Source organism: Streptomyces sp. Ru73 (genome assembly GCF_002920575.1).
Classification (GTDB): domain Bacteria; phylum Actinomycetota; class Actinomycetes; order Streptomycetales; family Streptomycetaceae; genus Streptomyces.
Map to the genome: position 1 here is coordinate 22,585 of NZ_PQSQ01000026.1, position 17,066 is coordinate 39,650.

Annotated in this window: 10 protein-coding genes; 7 read left to right on the forward strand and 3 right to left on the reverse strand. The window is 74.7% G+C overall.

Annotation, left to right across the window (positions count from 1 at the left end; all coding sequences use genetic code 11):
* Nucleotides 1–8: 8 nt before the first annotated feature.
* From C3486_RS14380 to C3486_RS14410, 7 genes are all read left to right on the forward strand, one after another.
* A complete protein-coding gene (locus tag C3486_RS14380) occupies nt 9–353 on the forward strand; it encodes a hypothetical protein (protein WP_258052776.1) in 345 nt (114 codons plus the stop codon).
* A complete protein-coding gene (locus C3486_RS14385; RefSeq protein ID WP_103833077.1) occupies nt 350–736 on the forward strand; it encodes a GPW/gp25 family protein in 387 nt (128 codons plus the stop codon). The genes C3486_RS14380 and C3486_RS14385 overlap by 4 nt, the downstream gene beginning before the upstream one ends.
* Complete coding sequence (locus tag C3486_RS14390; RefSeq protein WP_103833078.1) at nt 733–3,906, forward strand: putative baseplate assembly protein; 3,174 nt, start codon at nt 733–735, stop codon at nt 3,904–3,906. The genes C3486_RS14385 and C3486_RS14390 overlap by 4 nt, the downstream gene beginning before the upstream one ends.
* Complete coding sequence (locus C3486_RS14395; RefSeq protein ID WP_103833079.1) at nt 3,903–7,709, forward strand: putative baseplate assembly protein; 3,807 nt, start codon at nt 3,903–3,905, stop codon at nt 7,707–7,709. Before C3486_RS14390 ends, C3486_RS14395 begins: the two co-directional genes overlap by 4 nt.
* A 40-nt stretch (nt 7,710–7,749) precedes the next feature.
* Nucleotides 7,750–9,933, forward strand: coding sequence for a hypothetical protein (locus C3486_RS14400; protein ID WP_103833080.1), 2,184 nt, complete (start codon nt 7,750–7,752; stop codon nt 9,931–9,933).
* A 78-nt stretch (nt 9,934–10,011) separates the two neighbouring features.
* Nucleotides 10,012–11,637, forward strand: coding sequence for a DUF6519 domain-containing protein (locus C3486_RS14405; RefSeq protein ID WP_103833081.1), 1,626 nt, complete (start codon nt 10,012–10,014; stop codon nt 11,635–11,637).
* A gap of 107 nt (nt 11,638–11,744) precedes the next feature.
* Nucleotides 11,745–12,674, forward strand: a complete 930-nt coding sequence (locus C3486_RS14410) for a peptidoglycan-binding protein (RefSeq protein WP_103833082.1) — start codon at nt 11,745–11,747, stop codon at nt 12,672–12,674.
* A gap of 238 nt (nt 12,675–12,912) precedes the next feature.
* Here C3486_RS14410 and C3486_RS14415 read toward each other — a convergent pair whose 3' ends face one another.
* The 3 genes from C3486_RS14415 to C3486_RS14430 all read right to left on the reverse strand — a co-directional run bounded on the left by C3486_RS14415 (nt 12,913) and on the right by C3486_RS14430 (nt 17,013).
* The gene (locus tag C3486_RS14415) at nt 12,913–14,259 is read right to left on the reverse strand and encodes a hypothetical protein (RefSeq protein WP_103833083.1); all 1,347 of its coding nucleotides are present in this window, start codon (nt 14,257–14,259) and stop codon (nt 12,913–12,915) included.
* 155 nt (nt 14,260–14,414) lie between these two features.
* Nucleotides 14,415–15,377 carry a hypothetical protein gene (locus tag C3486_RS14420; protein ID WP_146074998.1) on the reverse strand — a complete coding sequence of 321 codons (963 nt, stop codon included), beginning with the start codon at nt 15,375–15,377 and terminating at the stop codon, nt 14,415–14,417.
* 469 nt (nt 15,378–15,846) lie between these two features.
* Nucleotides 15,847–17,013: a VWA domain-containing protein gene (locus C3486_RS14430; RefSeq protein WP_258052783.1), complete on the reverse strand. Its 1,167-nt coding sequence runs from the start codon at nt 17,011–17,013 to the stop codon at nt 15,847–15,849.
* Nucleotides 17,014–17,066 lie beyond the last annotated feature (53 nt).

A 17,066-nucleotide genomic window follows, 5' to 3' on the forward strand; every position in this document is an offset into this window, starting at 1 on the left:
GAGACAACGTGAGGACCGGGAATCTCATGCACGGCGGCGTGGCGATCAGCTGCCCGCACGGCGGCCGCGTGGTGTCCACGGCGGCCGCCGGTACGGGCGTACGCATCGACGGCATGCCCGCCGTCACCGCCGCCGACCTCTTCACGGTCAGCGGCTGCCCGCACTCCGTCGGCGGCCACCGGCAGCCGTGCACCACGGTGCGCTGGACGCCGTCCGGCGGCGGTGACGAGGTACGGATCGACGGGGTGCCGGTGCTGCTGGACACCTCGGCGGCGATGTGTTTCAGCGCCGGGCTGGTGCCGCAGGGCCCGCCGGTCGTGGCGCCCGGCCGGCAGGGGGTGGCCAGCCGATGAGGGCTGCGAAGAAGGTACGGAGCGAGATCGCCTTCCCGTTCCGGGTGGACCGGCGGGGGCGGACGGCGCACGCGGATCATGACGCGCATGTGCGGGACCTGATCGAGCAGTTGCTGTTCACCAGTCCCGGTGAGCGGGTCATGCGGCCGGACTTCGGGTGCGGGCTGCTGGACCTGGTCTTCACCCCGAACAGCCCGGAGCTGGCGTCGGCGGTGGAGCTGTCGGTGCAGGCGTCGCTGCAGCGCTGGCTGGGCGACCTGATCGACGTCGAGGCGCTGGACGTGGTGAACGAGGAGAACGTCGTACGGGTCGAGCTGCGCTACGTGGTGCGCGCCACCGGGAGCCGGCGCGACGAGGTGTTCGAGGGGCGGGGCGAGATATGAGTGACCAGCAGCTCACCGGCGGTGGGCTGGAGTGCCGTACCGACCAGCGGCGGGGGCGGATCAGAGCCGCGCGGCTGAACGGCATCGACGGGGTGGAGGTCGCCGACGACGGGGTGACGCTGACCGTCACGTTCCTGGGCAAGGCGCCGCACGGGCTGGGCCCGGAGAACGTCCGCATCGACGGCGGGCGGCGGATCACCGGCATCGAGGCGCTGGAGGTGTCCGTCGAGCGGGAGGAGGACCCCGAGCTCGACGACCGGCTGCACGTCGTGCTGGACCGGGCCGGGGACACCTCGCGGTACCGGCTGTCCATCGTGGAGACCGATCCGTACGGGCGGCCGGGAACGGAGCCGTACGAGGGCTTCGACCAGCGGTACTTCAGCGCCGACTTCCGCTTCCGCACGGACTGCCCGAGCCCCTTCGACTGCGTCGACGAGGAGCCGGACTGCCCGGACACCTTCCGCCCCGCGCCGGTCATCGACTACACCGCGCGGGACTACGAGACACTTCGGCGGCTGGTCCTGGACCGGCTGCGGCTGACCACGCCGGACTGGGCCGAGCGCAACCCCGCCGACCTGGGCACGACGCTGGTCGAGATGCTGGCGTACACCGCCGACCGGATCAGCTACCAGCAGGACGCGGTCGCCACGGAGGCGTACCTGGACACCGCGCGGCGGCGGGTGTCGGTCCGCCGGCACGTGCGGCTGATCGACTACCCGATGCACGACGGGTGCAGCGCACGCGCCTTCGTGTCCGTCGAGGTGGCCGACGACCTCGTGCTGCTCCCCGGCACCTTCCGGTTCGCCGCGGTGGACTTCCGTACGTACGGGCCGCGCGACCGGCCCGAGCCGGGCAGCGTCATCGACGACCGGGACCTGGCCGTGCTGGACGAGCGCGGCTCGGTGGAGGTCTTCGAGCCGGTCGGCGACGCGCCGCTGCGGCTGCGCCCCGCGCACAACGCGATCCGGCTGTGGACCTGGGGCGACGAGGTGTGCGCGCTGCCGAAGGGCGCGACCTCGGCGACGCTGCGGGACGCGTGGACGGACGAGGAGTGCACGGCACGGACGTTGAAGCTCGCCCCCGGTGACCTGCTGCTCTTCGAGGAGGTCAAGGGGCCGCGCACGGGCACGCCCGGTGACCAGGACCCCGCGCACCGGCAGGCCGTACGGCTGACCTCGGTCACCCCGGCCGTCGACCGGCTGGCGGACCAGCCGGTGCTGGAGGTCACCTGGGCGCAGGAGGACGCGCTGACGTTCCCGCTGTGCCTGTCCACGCGGGGCGGCAGCGACTGCGCGCCGGTGGCGGACGTGAGCGTGGCGCGCGGCAACGTCGTCCTCGTCGACCACGGCCGGTCGCTGGCCTTCGGGGCGGACCCGGAGGGCGTGCCGGAGACGGTGACCGTGCCGCCCGTACCGGCCGTGACCGGGTCCTGCGAGCCGCCCGCCTTCGGGTGCGCCGACCACAAGGACAGCGGGAACGCCACGGCGCGCACCATCCAGCACCTGCTGGACAAGACGCAGCACCACCGGGAGCTGACCGCCGACGACATCCGCGAGCTGTTCGAGGTGGTCGGCGAGGAGGCGACCGTACGGGCCGGGCTCGGCCTGGAACTGGCCGGGCAGCGGCGCGAGAAGGTCGTGCCGGGCACGGTGTACGCGCAGGCCGGAGCGTTGCGCACGCTGCTCGCGCAGTCCGTGTACCCGGGCATCGGGCCGCGCTTCCGGCCCCGGCTGCGCCACTCCCCCGTCGCCCGCACCGTGCCGTTCCCCCGCCCCGAGCTGGTGGCGGCCGGGCAGGCGGAGCGGCTGGCCGGGATACGGGAGCGGGTGCGCGAGCGGCTGGTGGAGCTGTGGCGCAGCGCGCGGGACCGGGACGGACTGGCGGAGGCGGAGATCGCCGAGCTGACGGTCCTCTTCGGGCTGCGCACGCTGGAACGGCTGGAGCTGCACCGGCACCCCGTGCGGGCGCTCCGGGAGCTGCTGCACCGCGGCGACCGGCTGCTGGCGGCCAAGCTGCGCCGGCTGGCGGTGCTGACCGCGCGGGCACGGGCCGGCACGGTGCTGGACGGCCGCATCGCCTGGGAGGTCGCGCACAGCTGGGGCCCGGCGTACGCGGCGGGCCTGCATCCGGACGAGCCGGTGCTGCACGGTCCGGCGGCCGATCTCGTGCCGGACCCGCGTGCCGCGCTGCCGGCCGTACGGATCGAGGACGGCGAGCACACCTGGGAGCCGCGCCGCGACCTGCTGGGCAGCGGGCCGCGGGACCGGCACTTCGTGGGCGAACTGGAGGACGACGGGCGGGTCGCGCTGCGGTTCGGCGACGGCCGGTACGGCGCGCGCCCGGAGCCCGGCAGCCGGCTCACGCTGCACTACCGGCTGGGCGGCGGCACGGCGGGCAACGTGGGCGCCGAGGCCATCAACCACCTGGTGCTCAGCCGCCCGGCGGAGGACACGGACGGCGGCGACCCGATGCCGGTGGCGGGCGTGCGCAATCCGCTGCCCGCCGTCGGGGGCGCCGAGCCGGAGCCGGTCGAGCAGGTGCGGCAGCTCGCGCCGCTGGACCTCAAGCGCACCCGCCGGCGGGCCGTCACCGCGGCGGACTACGCCGAGCTGGCGTCGGCGCTGCCCGGCGTGCAGCGCGCCGCGGCGGAGATCCGCTGGACGGGCAGCGTGCAGGAGGCGCACGTCGCGATCGACGCGGCGCGCACCGGCGAGCCCACGCCCGAGCTGCTGGACTCGGTGGCGTACGCGCTGGAGGGCTACCGGCGGATCGGACACGACCTGGTCGTGGAGCCCGCGCGCACGGTGCCGCTGGACATCGAGGTCGAGGTCTGCGCGGCACCCGGCCATCAACACGGCCGGATCCTGGCCGAGTTGACCCGCGTGCTGGGCAGCCGCCGGCTGTCCGGCGGACGGCTGGGCTTCTTCCACCCGGACGCGCTGACGTTCGGCGAGCCGGTCCGGCTGAGCCGCCTCACCGCGGTGGCCGCCGCCGTGCCGGGCGTGGAGAGCGTACGGGTGACCCGGTTGCGGCGGATGTTCCACGAGGACAACGGAGAAGTGGAGGACGGTGTGCTGCGGCTCGGCCCGCTGGAGATCGCCGTGTGCGACAACGACCCGGAGCGGCCCGAGAACGGCCGGCTGGTCATCGAGCTCGGGGGTGCGCGATGAGCGCCGCGTGCGGCTGCGGCTGCGGGGGCAGCGACGAGCGGCGCGCCCCGGACACCCTCTACAACCCGCCGGGGCGCACGGCCCTGGACTACCGCGTCGGTACGTACGGCACGTTCCTGGCCGGGATGCTGGACCGGCTGGCCTCGCCCGCCTATCCGGCGCTGCGCGGCCTGACGGTCCGCACGCCCGACGATCCGGCGATCGGGCTGCTGGACGCCTGGGCGGTCCTCGGTGACGTACTGACCTTCCACAGCGAGCGGATCGCCGACGAGGGGTACCTGCGCACCGCCAACGAGCACCGGTCGCTCGCGCTGCTCGGGCGGCTGGTCGGGCACCGGCCGCGCCCCGGCGTCGCGGCCGACACCCACCTCGCGTACACCCTGGACAAGGACCCGCGCGCCGAGGACGTGCCGGTCGTCATCCCGCGCGGGGCGCGCAGCCACAGCGTGCCGGCGGCGACGGGCGAGGAGTCGCAGACCTTCGAGACGACGGAAGACCTCACCGCGCGCTGGGCGTGGAACGAGCTGAAGGTCCGCAGGCGGCGGCCCGCGCTGCTGGTGGCCGAGGACCTGAAGAAGCGGTCGGAGCTGTACGTCGCGGGCACGAACACCTCCCTGCAGACCGGTGACCAGCTGCTCTTCGACTTCGGTGGCAAGGAGCAGCAGCTGCTCCCGGTCGCCAAGGTGCGGATCGACCGGGAGGAGGACGTCACCGCGATCGGGCTGCGGCAGTCCGCGCCGCCCACGCTCAAGGAGCTGGTCGACGAGCTGAAGCAGTGGATCACCGAGCCGGAGGGCGGCGGCGACCCGGACGACCCGGACGAGCCCGGGCCGCCCACCCCGGAGACGCCCAACCCGCGGCCGGTCAGCAAGCTCATCGAGACCTTCGACACCCAGGTGCTGGCGCCGCTGCGCAAGGACCTGGAGGGCGAGGCGGCCAAGACGCCGGCGGCCTTCGCGGCGCGGCTGGCCGGGCCGCACGAGCGGCTGGCCGAAGCACAGGCGCTGGCCGCGCCGTACGAGGAGGTCGCGGCCTGGTTCGAGCAGCTGGAAGCCGTGGTCGGCGAAATCCGGGAGCGGGCCGGGGACCTGGAGCCCGCGCGGACCGTGCCGCCGACGGCACCGCAGCCGAAGAAGGCGGGTGGCCCGCAGCCGGAAAGGGCCGGCGCCCCGCGGCCCACGCCCGCGCTGCGCGCCCTGGACGCGGTACTGCCCGCGCTCCGTACGAGCGTGGTGCGGCCCCCGTCCGGCGCGCGGTCCGTCTCGCGCGACCCCGGACGTCTCTTCGCGCCCGGCTCGGACCTCACCGCGCGGCTGCTGTCCGCGCTGGACCCGCGGCTGTCCGACGGGATGTACACCGCGTGGCGGCAGGCCGCGCCCGCGACGCCCGCCGCGCTCCGCGCGCTGCTGGCCATGCGGGTGACGGCCGCGCCCTTCGGGGCCACCGCGCCGCTGAAGCCGGTGCAGGACGAGCAGGGCCGGGTCATCCGCACCGCGGACTGGCCGCTCACCGGCTCCGTGCTGACCAGCGTGCGGATCCTCTTCGACACGGCGGGCAAGGTGCCGGTGAAGGCGGAGTTCCAGCACGCCGAGACGGGCAACTCGGTGCAGTACACCGAGAACCTGCCGTCGGAGAACTCCTTCGACCTGGGCCCCGGCCGGGTCCAGGTGTCCACCCGTACCGGGCAGGACCGGGACCTGAGCTGGCTGAGCCGCCGGCCGACCGAGTCCCAGGAGCCGGGGGTGACCGTCCGGCTGCTCGCCGGGCTGCCCGAGCGCTCCCTGTTCGTCGCCCGCCCCGACGAGGACGGGAAGGTCGAGGTCGCGGTCAACAACGGTGACACGCGGACCTGGCACCTCTCGCCCGGCGAGAAGCAGCAGGTCCGGCACGGCGAGTACGAGGTGACGGTGCGGCGCACGCCGGGCAGTGAGCCGCCCGCCGTGGAGATCGGCATCGCCACCGTCCCCGAGCCCGCCAACCGCTACGTCCTGCCGCTGGACTCCGTCCAGGACTCGATCACGGTCGGCAGCTGGGTGGCGATCCAGCGGCCCCGCAAGGGCGCCGAGGGGCCCGACGGCATCCCCGGCGACAAGAAGCTGGCGTTCGTCACCACCCGCGTGACGGCCGTCCGCACCGCCGCGTACACCGACTTCGGGATCACCGGGCGCGGTACGGAGCTGACGCTGGCCGACCCGTGGCTGGACGAGCACGACGTCGTGCTGTCGGCGATCCGGGACACCACCGTGCACGCCGGCGGCGAGCCGCTGCGGATGGCGGACGAACCGCTGGGCGAGGACGTGCACGGCAACGAGCTGGAGCTGGCCGACCTGTACGACGGCCTGCGTCCCGGCCGGTATCTCGTCGTCTCCGGCGAACGGACCGACATACCCGGCTCGGCCGGGGTGCGCGGCACCGAGCTGGCGGTGATCGCCGCGGTGGACCAGCGGTTGGACGAGGACGTGCCCGGCGACCATGTGCACACGGTGCTCACGCTCACCGCCGACCTCGCCTACCGGTACCGCCGCGACACCGTCCGCATCCAGGGCAACGTCGTGCCCGCCACCCACGGCGAGAGCCGCGACGAGCCGCTGGGCAGCGGCGACGCGGAGAAGACCAACCAGACGTTCGCGCTCTGGCAGTCCCCGCTCACCTGGCTGCCCGACGACAATCCGCTGGGCGCCACCCCCGAGCTGGAGATCCGGGTCGACGGGCTGCTCTGGCACCGGGTGGACAGCCTGGCCGGCCGCGGACCGCACGAGCGGGTGTACGTGCTGGGCGCGGCCGGGGACGGCCGGACGACGGTGACCTTCGGCGACGGCGTGCACGGCGCCCGGCTCCCTACCGGGCACGAGAACGTCCGCGCCCGCTACCGCTTCGGCACCGGCCGCGCCGCCAACGTGAAGGCGGGCCGCATCACGCAGGCGATCACCCGCCCGCTGGGCGTCACCGGCGTCACCAACCCGCAGCCCGCCACCGGCGGCGCGGACGCCGACGGGCCCGGGCTCACCCGCCGCACGGTCCCGCTCGCCGTCTCCGCGCTGGACCGGCTGGTCTCGCTCGCCGACTACGAGGACTTCGCGCGCTCCCGGGCCGGCATCGGGCGGGCCGCTGCGGCCGAACTGTACGACGGGCGGCGGCAGGTGCTGCACCTGACGGTGGCCGGCGTGGACGACAACCCGGTCGCCGCCGACGCCGAGGTGCTGCAGGCGCTGCGGTCCTCGCTGGCCGAGTACGGCGACGCGGCCCTGCCGGTCCGGGTCGACGTACGCGAGCTGGTCCTGCTCCTGCTGGTCGCCCGGATCAAGGTCCAGCCCGACCACTCCTGGGCTGCGGTCGAACCGCGGGTACGCGCCGCGCTGCTGCGCAGGCTCGGCTACGAGGGTCGCGAACTGGGGCAGCCGGCGCGGCTGTCGGAGGTGCTGGCCACAGCGCAGGCCGTGCCCGGCGTGGACTACGTGGACGTGGACGCCTTCACCGGCGTACCGGCCTCCGCCACGCCCGCCGACCTCGCCGGTCTCGCCGGCGAGCTGGCCGGGCCGCGCACCACGGTCCCGGCACGCGGCGCCACGTACGACGAGCGGACCTACCGGGTCACCGACGCGCAGGGCGAATCGCTCAGCTCGGTCGCGGGCCGCAACGGCATCTCCCTCGCCGAACTGCTGCGCCTGAACCCGGACATCACCGACACCCGGCCGCTGGCCAAGGGCCGTTCGGTGTGTGTCTTCCGCGGCATCCGGCCTGCCCAGCTCGCGCTGTTCTCGCCGCAGGTCGCCGACACCATGATTCTGACGGAGGTCAAGTGAGGTCCGCCGACACCCTGACCACGACGACGGGGGGCAAGTGATGTCCAGGGAGCCGGACGGGCTCGCGGAGCTGCTGCCGCAGTGGCACCGGATGCGGGACGCCGAGCAGGGCGAGCCCCTGCGCGCGCTGCTCGCCGTCATCGCGGAGCAGGTCGACCTCGTACGCGACGGGGTCGAGCAGCAGTACGACGACTGGTTCGTGGAGACCGCCGCCGAGTGGGTGCTGCCCTACCTCGGCGACCTCGTGGGCTACACGCCGCTGCCCGGATACGAGCGGGTGCTGGCCACCGGCCTGAAGGACGGCGGGCTGCCGGACTCCTCGCGGCGGCGGCTGGCCGAGGCGCTGGCCCCGCGCCGCGACGTGGCGGCCACCGTCGCCAACCGGCGCCGCAAGGGCACTCTCGCGCTGCTGGAGGAGCTGTCCGCCGAGGTGGCCGGGTGGCCGGCGCGGGCCGTGGAGTTCTCCCGGCTGCTCGCGCACGGCCAGCCGGTGAAGCTGTACGGCTCGGGCACCCCGGCCGTCAACGAACGCAGGGCCGCGCGCGGCCGCACGGTGGACGTGCGGGACAGCGCCGCGCTGGACCTGGCGGGCGGCCCCTTCGGCACGGTCGCGCGCTCGGCGGACGTCCGCCGGGCCGACTCGCGGCGCCGCCAGGGCGACCCCTCCCCCGCCGGGGTGGGCCTGTACGTGTGGCGGCTCAAGCCGTACTCGGTGACCCGGGCGCCCGCCTACTGCATCGACCGCGCCCGCAACCTGTACACGTTCTCCATCCTCGGCAACGACACCCCGCTGGTCACCAAGCCCGAGCCGGAGCCGTCGGCCACCCACATCGCGACCATCGACAACGTCCCGGCGTACGTCCGGCGGCGGCAGCTGCACGACCGGCTCGCCGACTACTACGGGCCGGGGAAGTCCTTCACGATCTGGCGGGACGGGCAGCAGGAGCCGGTCGACCCGTCCGACATCGTGGTCGCCGACCTCAGCGAGTGGCGCTACCGGCCCAAGCGCGGGCAGGTGGCCGTCGACCCGGAGCTGGGCCGGATCGCCTTCGGCTCGCGCTCGGCGCCGCGCCAGGGCGTGTGGGTGACGTACCACTACGCCTTCGCCGACGACCTGGGCGGCGGCGAGTACCTGCGCGAGCGCCGGACCCCGGCGGGCGCGGCCGTGTACCGGGTCGGGCCCGGCCAGACGTACCAGCGGATCATGGACGCCTTCGGGGCCTGGCAGCACGACCGGCGGGCCGGACGCTGCGGCCCCGACGGCATCATCGAGATCACTCACAGCGGCGCCTATCAGGAACAGCTGGACTTCGACCTGGACCCGGGCGACCGCCTGGAGGTGCGCGCGGCCGAGGGCACCCGGCCGGTGATCCGGCTGCTGGACTGGTACAGCAACCGGCCCGACGCCCTCAACATCCGGGCGCAGGAGTCCGATTGCGCGGCGGGCGACCGCCCTCGGATGGTGCTCGACGGGCTGCTGATCACCGGCCGCGGCATCAACGTCCAGGGCCCGGTCGGCGCGCTGGCGCTGCGGCACTGCACGCTCGTGCCCGGCTGGTCGCTGGAGCCGGAGTGCCACCCGCACTCCCCCGACGAGCCCAGCCTCGTACTGGACCGCACGACCGCGTGCGTGGAGATCGACCGGACGATCCTCGGCACCATCGAGGTCATCGGCGACGAGGTCTCCACCGACCCGCTGGCCATCCACATCCGGGACAGCATCCTGGACGCCACCGGACACGACCGCGAGGCGCTGTCCGCGCCCGACTGCCGGCACGCGCACGCGGTCCTGTACGCGCACCGCACCACGGTGATCGGCGAGGTCCATGTGCACGCCGTGCAGATCGCGGAGAACTCGCTGTTCACCGGGCGGCTGCACGTCGCCCGGCGGCAGCTCGGCTGCCTCCGGTACTCCTACGTCCCGCCGGGCTCGCGCACCCCGCGCCGCTACCGCTGCCTGCCGGACCTGGCCGGCGCGGAACAGGCCGGTGCCGTACGGCCGGTCTTCCGCAGCGAGCGGTACGGCACACCCGCGTACGGGCAGCTCACCGCGCCGGACGCGGACGGCCCGGCCGGCGAGGGGTGCCGGCGCGCCGCCGAGGACGGCGCCGAGCTGGGCGCCTTCCACGACCTGTACCAGCCGCAGCGCGAGGACAGCCTGCGGGCGCGGCTCGCGGAGTACACACCGGCCGGCACGGACGCGGGGATCCTCTTCGTGACCTGACGCCACCCGGGGCACCGACTCCCCGCCTCTGCCGACGACTTACCACCACGAGCTTCACCACGAGGGGGAACCCTTCTCATGCACGCCGATCTCTCCCGGATCACCTTCCGGCCCGAGGCCCACTACTCCGCCGTCCTCGCCCAGCAGGGCCGCGTCCAGCTGGACGCCGACGCCAACGAGCAGGCCGCGATCCAGCTCTACCAGGCACGGGTCACCGCCACCGACCTGATCGGGCAGCACGGCGGCCCGGCCGCCGACGCCGGTTTCCGGATCGACATGACCGGCGGCAGCCGCGAGCTGGACGACCTGTCCATCAGCCCGGGCCGCTACTACGTCGACGGCATCCTCGTCGAGGCGTACCGGCCGCAGCCGGGCGTGCCGGTGCCCGACCCGGCCGAAGCGGACGCCAAGGACAGCCACGCGGACGCCGCCGAGGAGCCCGCCGAGCCGCCGGCCACCTGGACGTACTGGGACCAGCCCGACGCGTACCGGGACCCGGAGCGGCCCGAGGACCGGCTGCCCACCCGGTTCCCGTACCTGGCCTACCTGAAGGTGTGGGAGCGCTCGGTCACCGCGGCCGAGGACCCCGCACTGCGCGAGGTGGCGCTCGGCGCCGCGCTGCCGGACACCGCGGCCCGGCTCAAGGTCGTCTGGCAAGTGCTGCCGCTGCCCGGCGGCGAACTGGACATCGAGGGCGACGAGTCGAAGAAGGGCCCGGTGCGCGAGGCGTTCGGCAAGTGGGTCGCCGAGCAGCGCAAGGCCACCGCACGGATCGCCGTGCGCAGCGAGCGCCCCGACCACGCCGACGACGACCCGTGCCTGGTCAAGCCGGACGCCCGCTACCGCGGCCCGGAGAACCAGCTGTACCGGATCGAGATCCACGACGGCGGCGCCGCGAAGGACGCCACCTTCAAGTGGTCCCGCGAGAACGGCTCGGTGACCTTCCCCGTCGACGGCCTCGACGGCACCTGGGTCGAGCTGGCCACGCTGGGCAACGACGACAAGCTGGACCTGGACGTCGGCGACTGGGTCGAGTTCGTGGACTCCGCGGTCGCCAGCCGGCTGGAGGCACAGCCGCTGCTGCGCGTGGAGGAACTGGACCTGCCGGGGCGCCGGGTACGGCTGTCGGACGAGCCCGCGCAGCACGTCGGGCGGCGGCCCGAGCTCCACCCGTACCTGCGCCGCTGGGACCAGCGCGAGGGCGGCCGGGCCGACGAGCGGCGGACGAAGAAGGGCGCGGCCGGGCGGCTCAAGGACGGCGCGGTGCGCGTCGAGGAAGGCACCTGGCTGCCGCTGGAGGACGGCGTCGAGGTGTACTTCCAGGCCGGCGGCACCTACCGCAGCGGCGACTTCTGGCTGGTCCCCGCGCGTACGGCCACCGGCAGCGTGGAGTGGCCGGCCGACGCGGCGCGCCGCCCGCTGCTGCAGACGCCGCTCGGGCCGCAGGTGCACTACGCGCCGCTGGGCTGGGTGATGGGCGAGAAGACCGTGTCCGACCTGCGGCTGACGTTCAAGCCGCTGGCGGGCGAGGTGGCCGCGGCGAGCGACGAGGAACTGGCCGCCGAGGAGGAGGCGCGGGCCGCCGACGCCGCGGCCGAGGCCGAGAACGAACCGGCCGACGTGGCGTCCGCGGGCCCCGCGCACGGCGCGGCGCTCCGCTCGCAGACGACGGCGGAGGCGGAGTCCCTGGCGGAGGAGGGCTGACCGGACCGCCGACGGCACAGGCATGAACGGGCGGCGCGCGGGACGGCCCGCGCGCCGCCGACCGGGGGACCGGCCCGCCCGGGCCGGGTCGAGGAAGGAGCACAACGATGGCGGAGCCGCTGAGCGCGTCGCGCCTGGTGGAGGCCCTGCGCAAGGAGGGCCTGACCGTCCACGAAGTCCGCAACTGGCGCCGGCACAACAGGAACACCAAGGGACCGTGGGGCCCGCTGAACGGCGTGATGATCCACCACACCGTCACCAAGGGCACCGACAGCTCCGTCGAACTCTGTTACGAGGGCCGCTCCGGGCTGCCCGGGCCGCTGTGCCACGGCGTCATCGACAAGAAGGGCGAGGTGTGGCTGGTCGGCAACGGCCGCGCCAACCACGCCGGGCTCGGCGACTCCGACGTCCTGCGCGCGGTCGTCAACGAGTCGGAACTGCCGCACGACAACGCGGCCAACACCGACGGCAACCGCCACTTCTACGGCTTCGAGTGCATCAACCTCGGCGACGGCGAGGACCCCTGGCCCGAGGAGCAGAAGGCCGCCATCGAGAAGGTCTCGGCGGCGATCTGCCGGGCGCACGGCTGGACCGAGAAGTCCGTCATCGGGCACAAGGAGTGGCAGCCCGGCAAGACGGACCCGCGCGGCTTCACGATGGACGCCATGCGGGACCGCATCAAGAAGCGGCTCGCGGGCAAGCCCGGCGGGGGCGGCACGGACGGCAAGCCCGCTCCGGAGAAGCCCTCGCCCGAGAAGCCCGCACCGGAGAAGCCGCGGCCCACGCCCCGGTACGAACGCTTCCCCGGCGCCGGCTTCTTCCAGGCCGGCGCGCACAGCCCGGTCATCACGGCGATGGGCAAGCGGCTGATCGCCGAGGGCTGCTCGCACTACGAGGAAGGCCCCGGCCCGTACTGGACCGAGGCCGACCGCAAGTCCTACGCCGCCTGGCAGCGCAAGCTCGGCTTCTCCGGCAAGGACGCGGACGGCATCCCGGGCAGGGTGAGCTGGGACCGGCTGAAGGTACCCAGGTCGTAAGGCACGCCCCCGGGCCACGGTGACAGTGGCCCCGGACAGACGAACGCCGCCGGGCTCCCCCTCCCCAAAGAGGGTGCCCGGCGGCGTTCTCGTTCCGGTTCGAAGGACCGCTCACCTCACGGACGTGGCGCGCCCGTGCCGGTGTCCGTACGGACGGCGTCCCCACAACGCCGTCCCGCGGACGCGCGGCCCCTCGCGGTACCGGTACCGCTCCGGCTCATGCCGGAAATCGCGGGGTTCAGCCCGCCAGGCCGGGCAGACCCGGCAGGACCGGCAGGGCCGGGATGTTGGCGGGGCTGGTCAGGTCGCCCTGGGCGACGTCGACCGGGACGACGCGCTGCACACCGGCGACGGTGCTGCCCGCGGTCTCCTGGCCGTCGGCGGCCACGGTGGTGGCCAGGCCCTGCGCGAACGGCACCGCGTCGGCGGCGGCACCCTGCGCGAACGGCACGGCGTCGGTGGCGACACCCTGGGCGACGGGCACCGCGTTGCCGGCGGTGCGGGCCGCGAGGCCCTGCGCACGGGCGGCGGTGCCCTGCGCGAACGGCACCGCGTCGGCGGCCGCGCCCTGCGCGACACCCTGCGCGTCGGTCAGCGTGCCCTGCGCGAACGGCACGGCGTCACCGGCCGCGCCCTGGGCGAAGGACTGGGTGCCGGCGAGGGCGCCCTGCGCGAACGGGGTGGCCTGGCCGGCCGTGTCACCGGCGAGCAGGCCCACGCCGCCCACCGCGTCCTGGGCGACCGGCACGGCGTTGCCGACGGCACGCTGCGCGACGGGCGGCAGCACGTCACCGGCAGCCTGGTCGACGACCGGGCGGGCGGTGGCCAGGGCGCCCTGGGCCGGGTTGGTCAGGGTGCCGGGACGGAGGTCCGTACCGGCGGCGGAGGAGACCAGCTTGCTAGCGGCGGCAGGCGCGTCGGCCAGCTCCGGCGTGGCGGGCAGCTGGTCGGTGGGCAGGCCGCTGGGCAGCTCGGCCGCGGGGACCTCGACCGGCAGGCTGCGCAGGTCGAGCGCGGGCACGCCCTGGACGGGCAGGGCCGGCACGGCCGGCAGGCGGCCGGCGACGGTCTGCTGGACCTGGCCGACGGCGCCCCGGGCGGTGCCCGCCACCTTGCCGACGGTCTTCTTCGCCTTGCCGGCGCCCTTGATGCCCTTGACGGCCTTGCCGGCCTTCGCGAGCTTGCCGGTCTTGGCGACCTCGCCGAGCTTGGCGGCCTTGTTCAGACCGGCCTTCTTCTGCACGCCGTCCAGGGTGCCGGTCACGTTGCCGAGACCGTCGGTGGGCAGCGCGTCGGTGGGCAGGCCGTCCGTGGTGTGCACGTCGCCGGCGCCGAGCACGCCGGTCACCTTGCCGGCCGCGTCGCCCGCGGTGTCCTCGAGGGTGCCGGTGGCCTGGCCGGCGGTCTTCTTCACCGTGCCGGTCAGCGCGCCGGTCGGCAGCGTCTGCTGGACGGTGCCGGTGACGGCGCCGGTGTCGGGCGCGTCGACGGGCAGCTCGGCGGCGTTGGCGCCGGCGGCACCCAGGGCGAGCAGGCCGGTGGCGGCAGCGGCGACGACGATGGAACGGCGAATGTTGTTGCGCATGGTGGCGTTGAGTCCTTCGATTCCAGGAGTGTGACGGGCAGACCTGTCCCGCCCCCGCGCGGCAGGTCTAGGGGTGCTGACGGCCGTCGGTTCCCCGCGCTCGCCGTGCGTCGGCGAAGCGTGTGATGCGGAGGGAATCCGGCGGGAGGTCTGCCCTAGCCCGGGAATTCGAGGATGTCGGTACTGCGCTCGCGCGTCGGCGCGCCGCTCGCGGCCCGTACGCCGCCGGCCTGCAGGCCGAAGTGCGGCCGGCCGCCCGGCAGGACCGCCTGATGATCGGCGCCGCCCCTGGGGCCGTTGCCGTCACCGGTGGTGTGCGGGGCCGGCGCCGCCGGGCCCTGCGGAAGCTGGCCGGGCAGTCCGTCCCGGCCGCCGGTGTCACCGGCGCGGTCGGCGGAGGCCCGTACGACCGTACGGTCCTGGTCACCGGCGGTGCGCACCGCGGCCGCCGACCGGTCGGCGGTACGGTCCGTGCCGCACCGCTGGGGCGCGGCCACGTGCTGCCGGCTGTCCTGGGCGTCGCCGTGGTGTGCCCGCTCGCCACCGTTCCGGTCCTGGCCGGCGAGGTCGCCGGGCAGCCGGACCGGGAGGCCGGTGGCGTGCCGTACGCCGTCCACGACGTCGTCCACCGGAGCGGTGACCGGGTCGGTGACGGGCTTGAGCCCTTCGGTGAGGGGGCGTACGACCTGGCCCAGGCGCTCCTCGGACGCCCGCGCGCCCTCGGAGATCCGGGCCCCGGCCCGCTGTGCGACGCCCGTCCCGTCGTCCGCCGTCGCGCCGGACCGCCGCACCGGCTCCGCGCCCGATCCGTCGAACGGCGAGCGCTCGTCGGTGGCGGAGGGGGCGTCGGTACCGGCTCCGGTGAAACCGGTGGAACGCGAGGCGTCGGTGGAGCCGGCGGACCCCGCGGAAGCGGCACCGGCGGAATCGCCGGTGCCGTCCGTCAGGGTGCCCTGGGACTGCGTACCGCTGAGGTCGGCGGCGTGTGCCGTACCGCCGCCGAAGGCGACGGCGAGAGCGACGAAGCCGATGAGGAAGAGACCCGTCAGCAGCGCACGCCGCACGACCACGGTGCGCGGGAGGCGCACGGCGGCAGGCAGGGCGAGCACAGCGAACAAGGGGGACCTTCCCGTACGGACGGCGTCCGGGACCAGGGCGTCAGGCACCCTGGATCACACAGCACGTCGCGGGTGATCGAGCGATGCGCCGATACTTGCACGAGCAGCCAGGGGCCGCGCAAGTCCCGTGTGCCACCTGTCACTGTTACTCCGCCATGTCCGGTATCGACAGGTGACGAAAGCGTGTGCGACCTGCGAACACGCCGTTGCGGGCAGGGTGGTGACGGCCCCGGGTGCGGCCGCGAGTGTGGTGGTGACGGCGACCGCGGGCGCGGATACGGGTGCGGTGGTGACTGCGATCGCGGGTGCGGTGACGGGCGCGGTCGCGGGTGCGGTGGTGAGTGCGACCGCCGGGGCCCTTGTGGGGGTGGTTCCGGGGGCCCTCGTGGGAGTCGTTCCGCGTGTGCTCGCGGGCTGAGGTGTCGTCACGGGCGGTGGCTGTCGTCGTGGTCCGGGGCGGTGCGGGCCGTCACGTGGTCGTGTCGGGGACCGGCAGCGGGCGCTTCTCCAGTGCGGCCGCCATCACCTCCGGGAACAGGTCGGGCGTACAGGCGAACGCCGGCGCACCCAGCGCCCCGAGAGCCGCCGCATGCTCCCGGTCGTACGCGGGCGCCCCCTCGTCCGACAGCGCGAGCAGCGTCACGAACTGCACGCCGGACGCCTTCATCGCGGCCACCCGCTTCAGCATCTCGTTGCGTATCCCGCCCTCGTACAGGTCGCTGATGAGCACCACCACCGTCTCGGCGGGCCGGGTGATCCGCGACTGGCAGTACGCCAGCGCACGGTTGATGTCCGTACCACCGCCCAGCTGCGTACCGAACAGCACGTCCACCGGGTCGTCGATCCTGTCGGTCAGGTCGACGACCGAGGTGTCGAAGACCACCAGACGGGTGGTGAGCGACCGCATCGACGCGAGCACCGCGCCGAACACCGAGGCGTACACAACGGACGCCGCCATGGATCCTGACTGGTCGATGCAGAGGATGACCTCCTTCTTGAGGGACTGTGCCGCCCGCCCGTAACCGATCAGCCGCTCCGGCACGACCGTGCGGTACTCGGGCAGGTAGTTCTTGAGGTTCGCGCGGATCGTGCGGTCCCAGTCGATGTCCCGGTGCCGGGGCCGGGCGATGCGCGCGGAACGGTCCAGCGCGCCGGTCAGCGTGGCCCGCGTCCGGGTCGCCAGCCGCCGCTCCAGGGCCTCGACGACCTTGCGCACGACCGCACGCGCCGTCTCCTTCGTCGTCTCGGGCATGGCCTTGTGCAGCGAGAGCAGCGTGCCGACCAGGTGGACGTCGGCCTCCACGGCCTCGAGCATCTCCGGCTCCAGCAGCAGCGTCGACAGACCGAGCCGGTCGATCGCGTCCCGCTGCATCACCTGGACGACGGAGGTGGGGAAGTACCGGCGTATGTCGCCGAGCCAGCGGGCCACGGCGGGCGCTGACCCGCCGAGCCCCGCCGACCGTGCCCCGCCGCCCTTCTGTCCGCCGCGCCCGCCGGGCCCGGCCGCGCCGCCGGTGCCGGGCCCCTCGCCGTACAGCGCCCCGAGCGCACCGTCCATCGCAGCGTCCCGCCCGCGCAGCTCACAGCCGGTCCCGTCACCGTCTCCTCCGCCGAGGACCAACCGCCAGCGCCGCATGCGCTCTTCAGCGGAGGGCGTGCGAGTGGCGGCTTCGGCCGCCTCCGCCTTCT

What these genes read in the sequence shown, in the direction of transcription:
- C3486_RS14385 (WP_103833077.1), top strand. Translation starts at nt 350, where the DNA reads ATGAGGGCTGCGAAGAAGGTACGGAGCGAGATCGCCTTCCCGTTCCGG.
- C3486_RS14390 (WP_103833078.1), top strand. Translation starts at nt 733, where the DNA reads ATGAGTGACCAGCAGCTCACCGGCGGTGGGCTGGAGTGCCGTACCGAC.
- C3486_RS14395 (WP_103833079.1), top strand. Translation starts at nt 3,903, where the DNA reads ATGAGCGCCGCGTGCGGCTGCGGCTGCGGGGGCAGCGACGAGCGGCGC.
- C3486_RS14400 (WP_103833080.1), top strand. Translation starts at nt 7,750, where the DNA reads ATGTCCAGGGAGCCGGACGGGCTCGCGGAGCTGCTGCCGCAGTGGCAC.
- C3486_RS14405 (WP_103833081.1), top strand. Translation starts at nt 10,012, where the DNA reads ATGCACGCCGATCTCTCCCGGATCACCTTCCGGCCCGAGGCCCACTAC.
- C3486_RS14410 (WP_103833082.1), top strand. Translation starts at nt 11,745, where the DNA reads ATGGCGGAGCCGCTGAGCGCGTCGCGCCTGGTGGAGGCCCTGCGCAAG.
- C3486_RS14415 (WP_103833083.1), bottom strand. Translation starts at nt 14,259, where the DNA reads ATGCGCAACAACATTCGCCGTTCCATCGTCGTCGCCGCTGCCGCCACC.
- C3486_RS14430 (WP_258052783.1), bottom strand. Translation starts at nt 17,013, where the DNA reads ATGCGGCGCTGGCGGTTGGTCCTCGGCGGAGGAGACGGTGACGGGACC.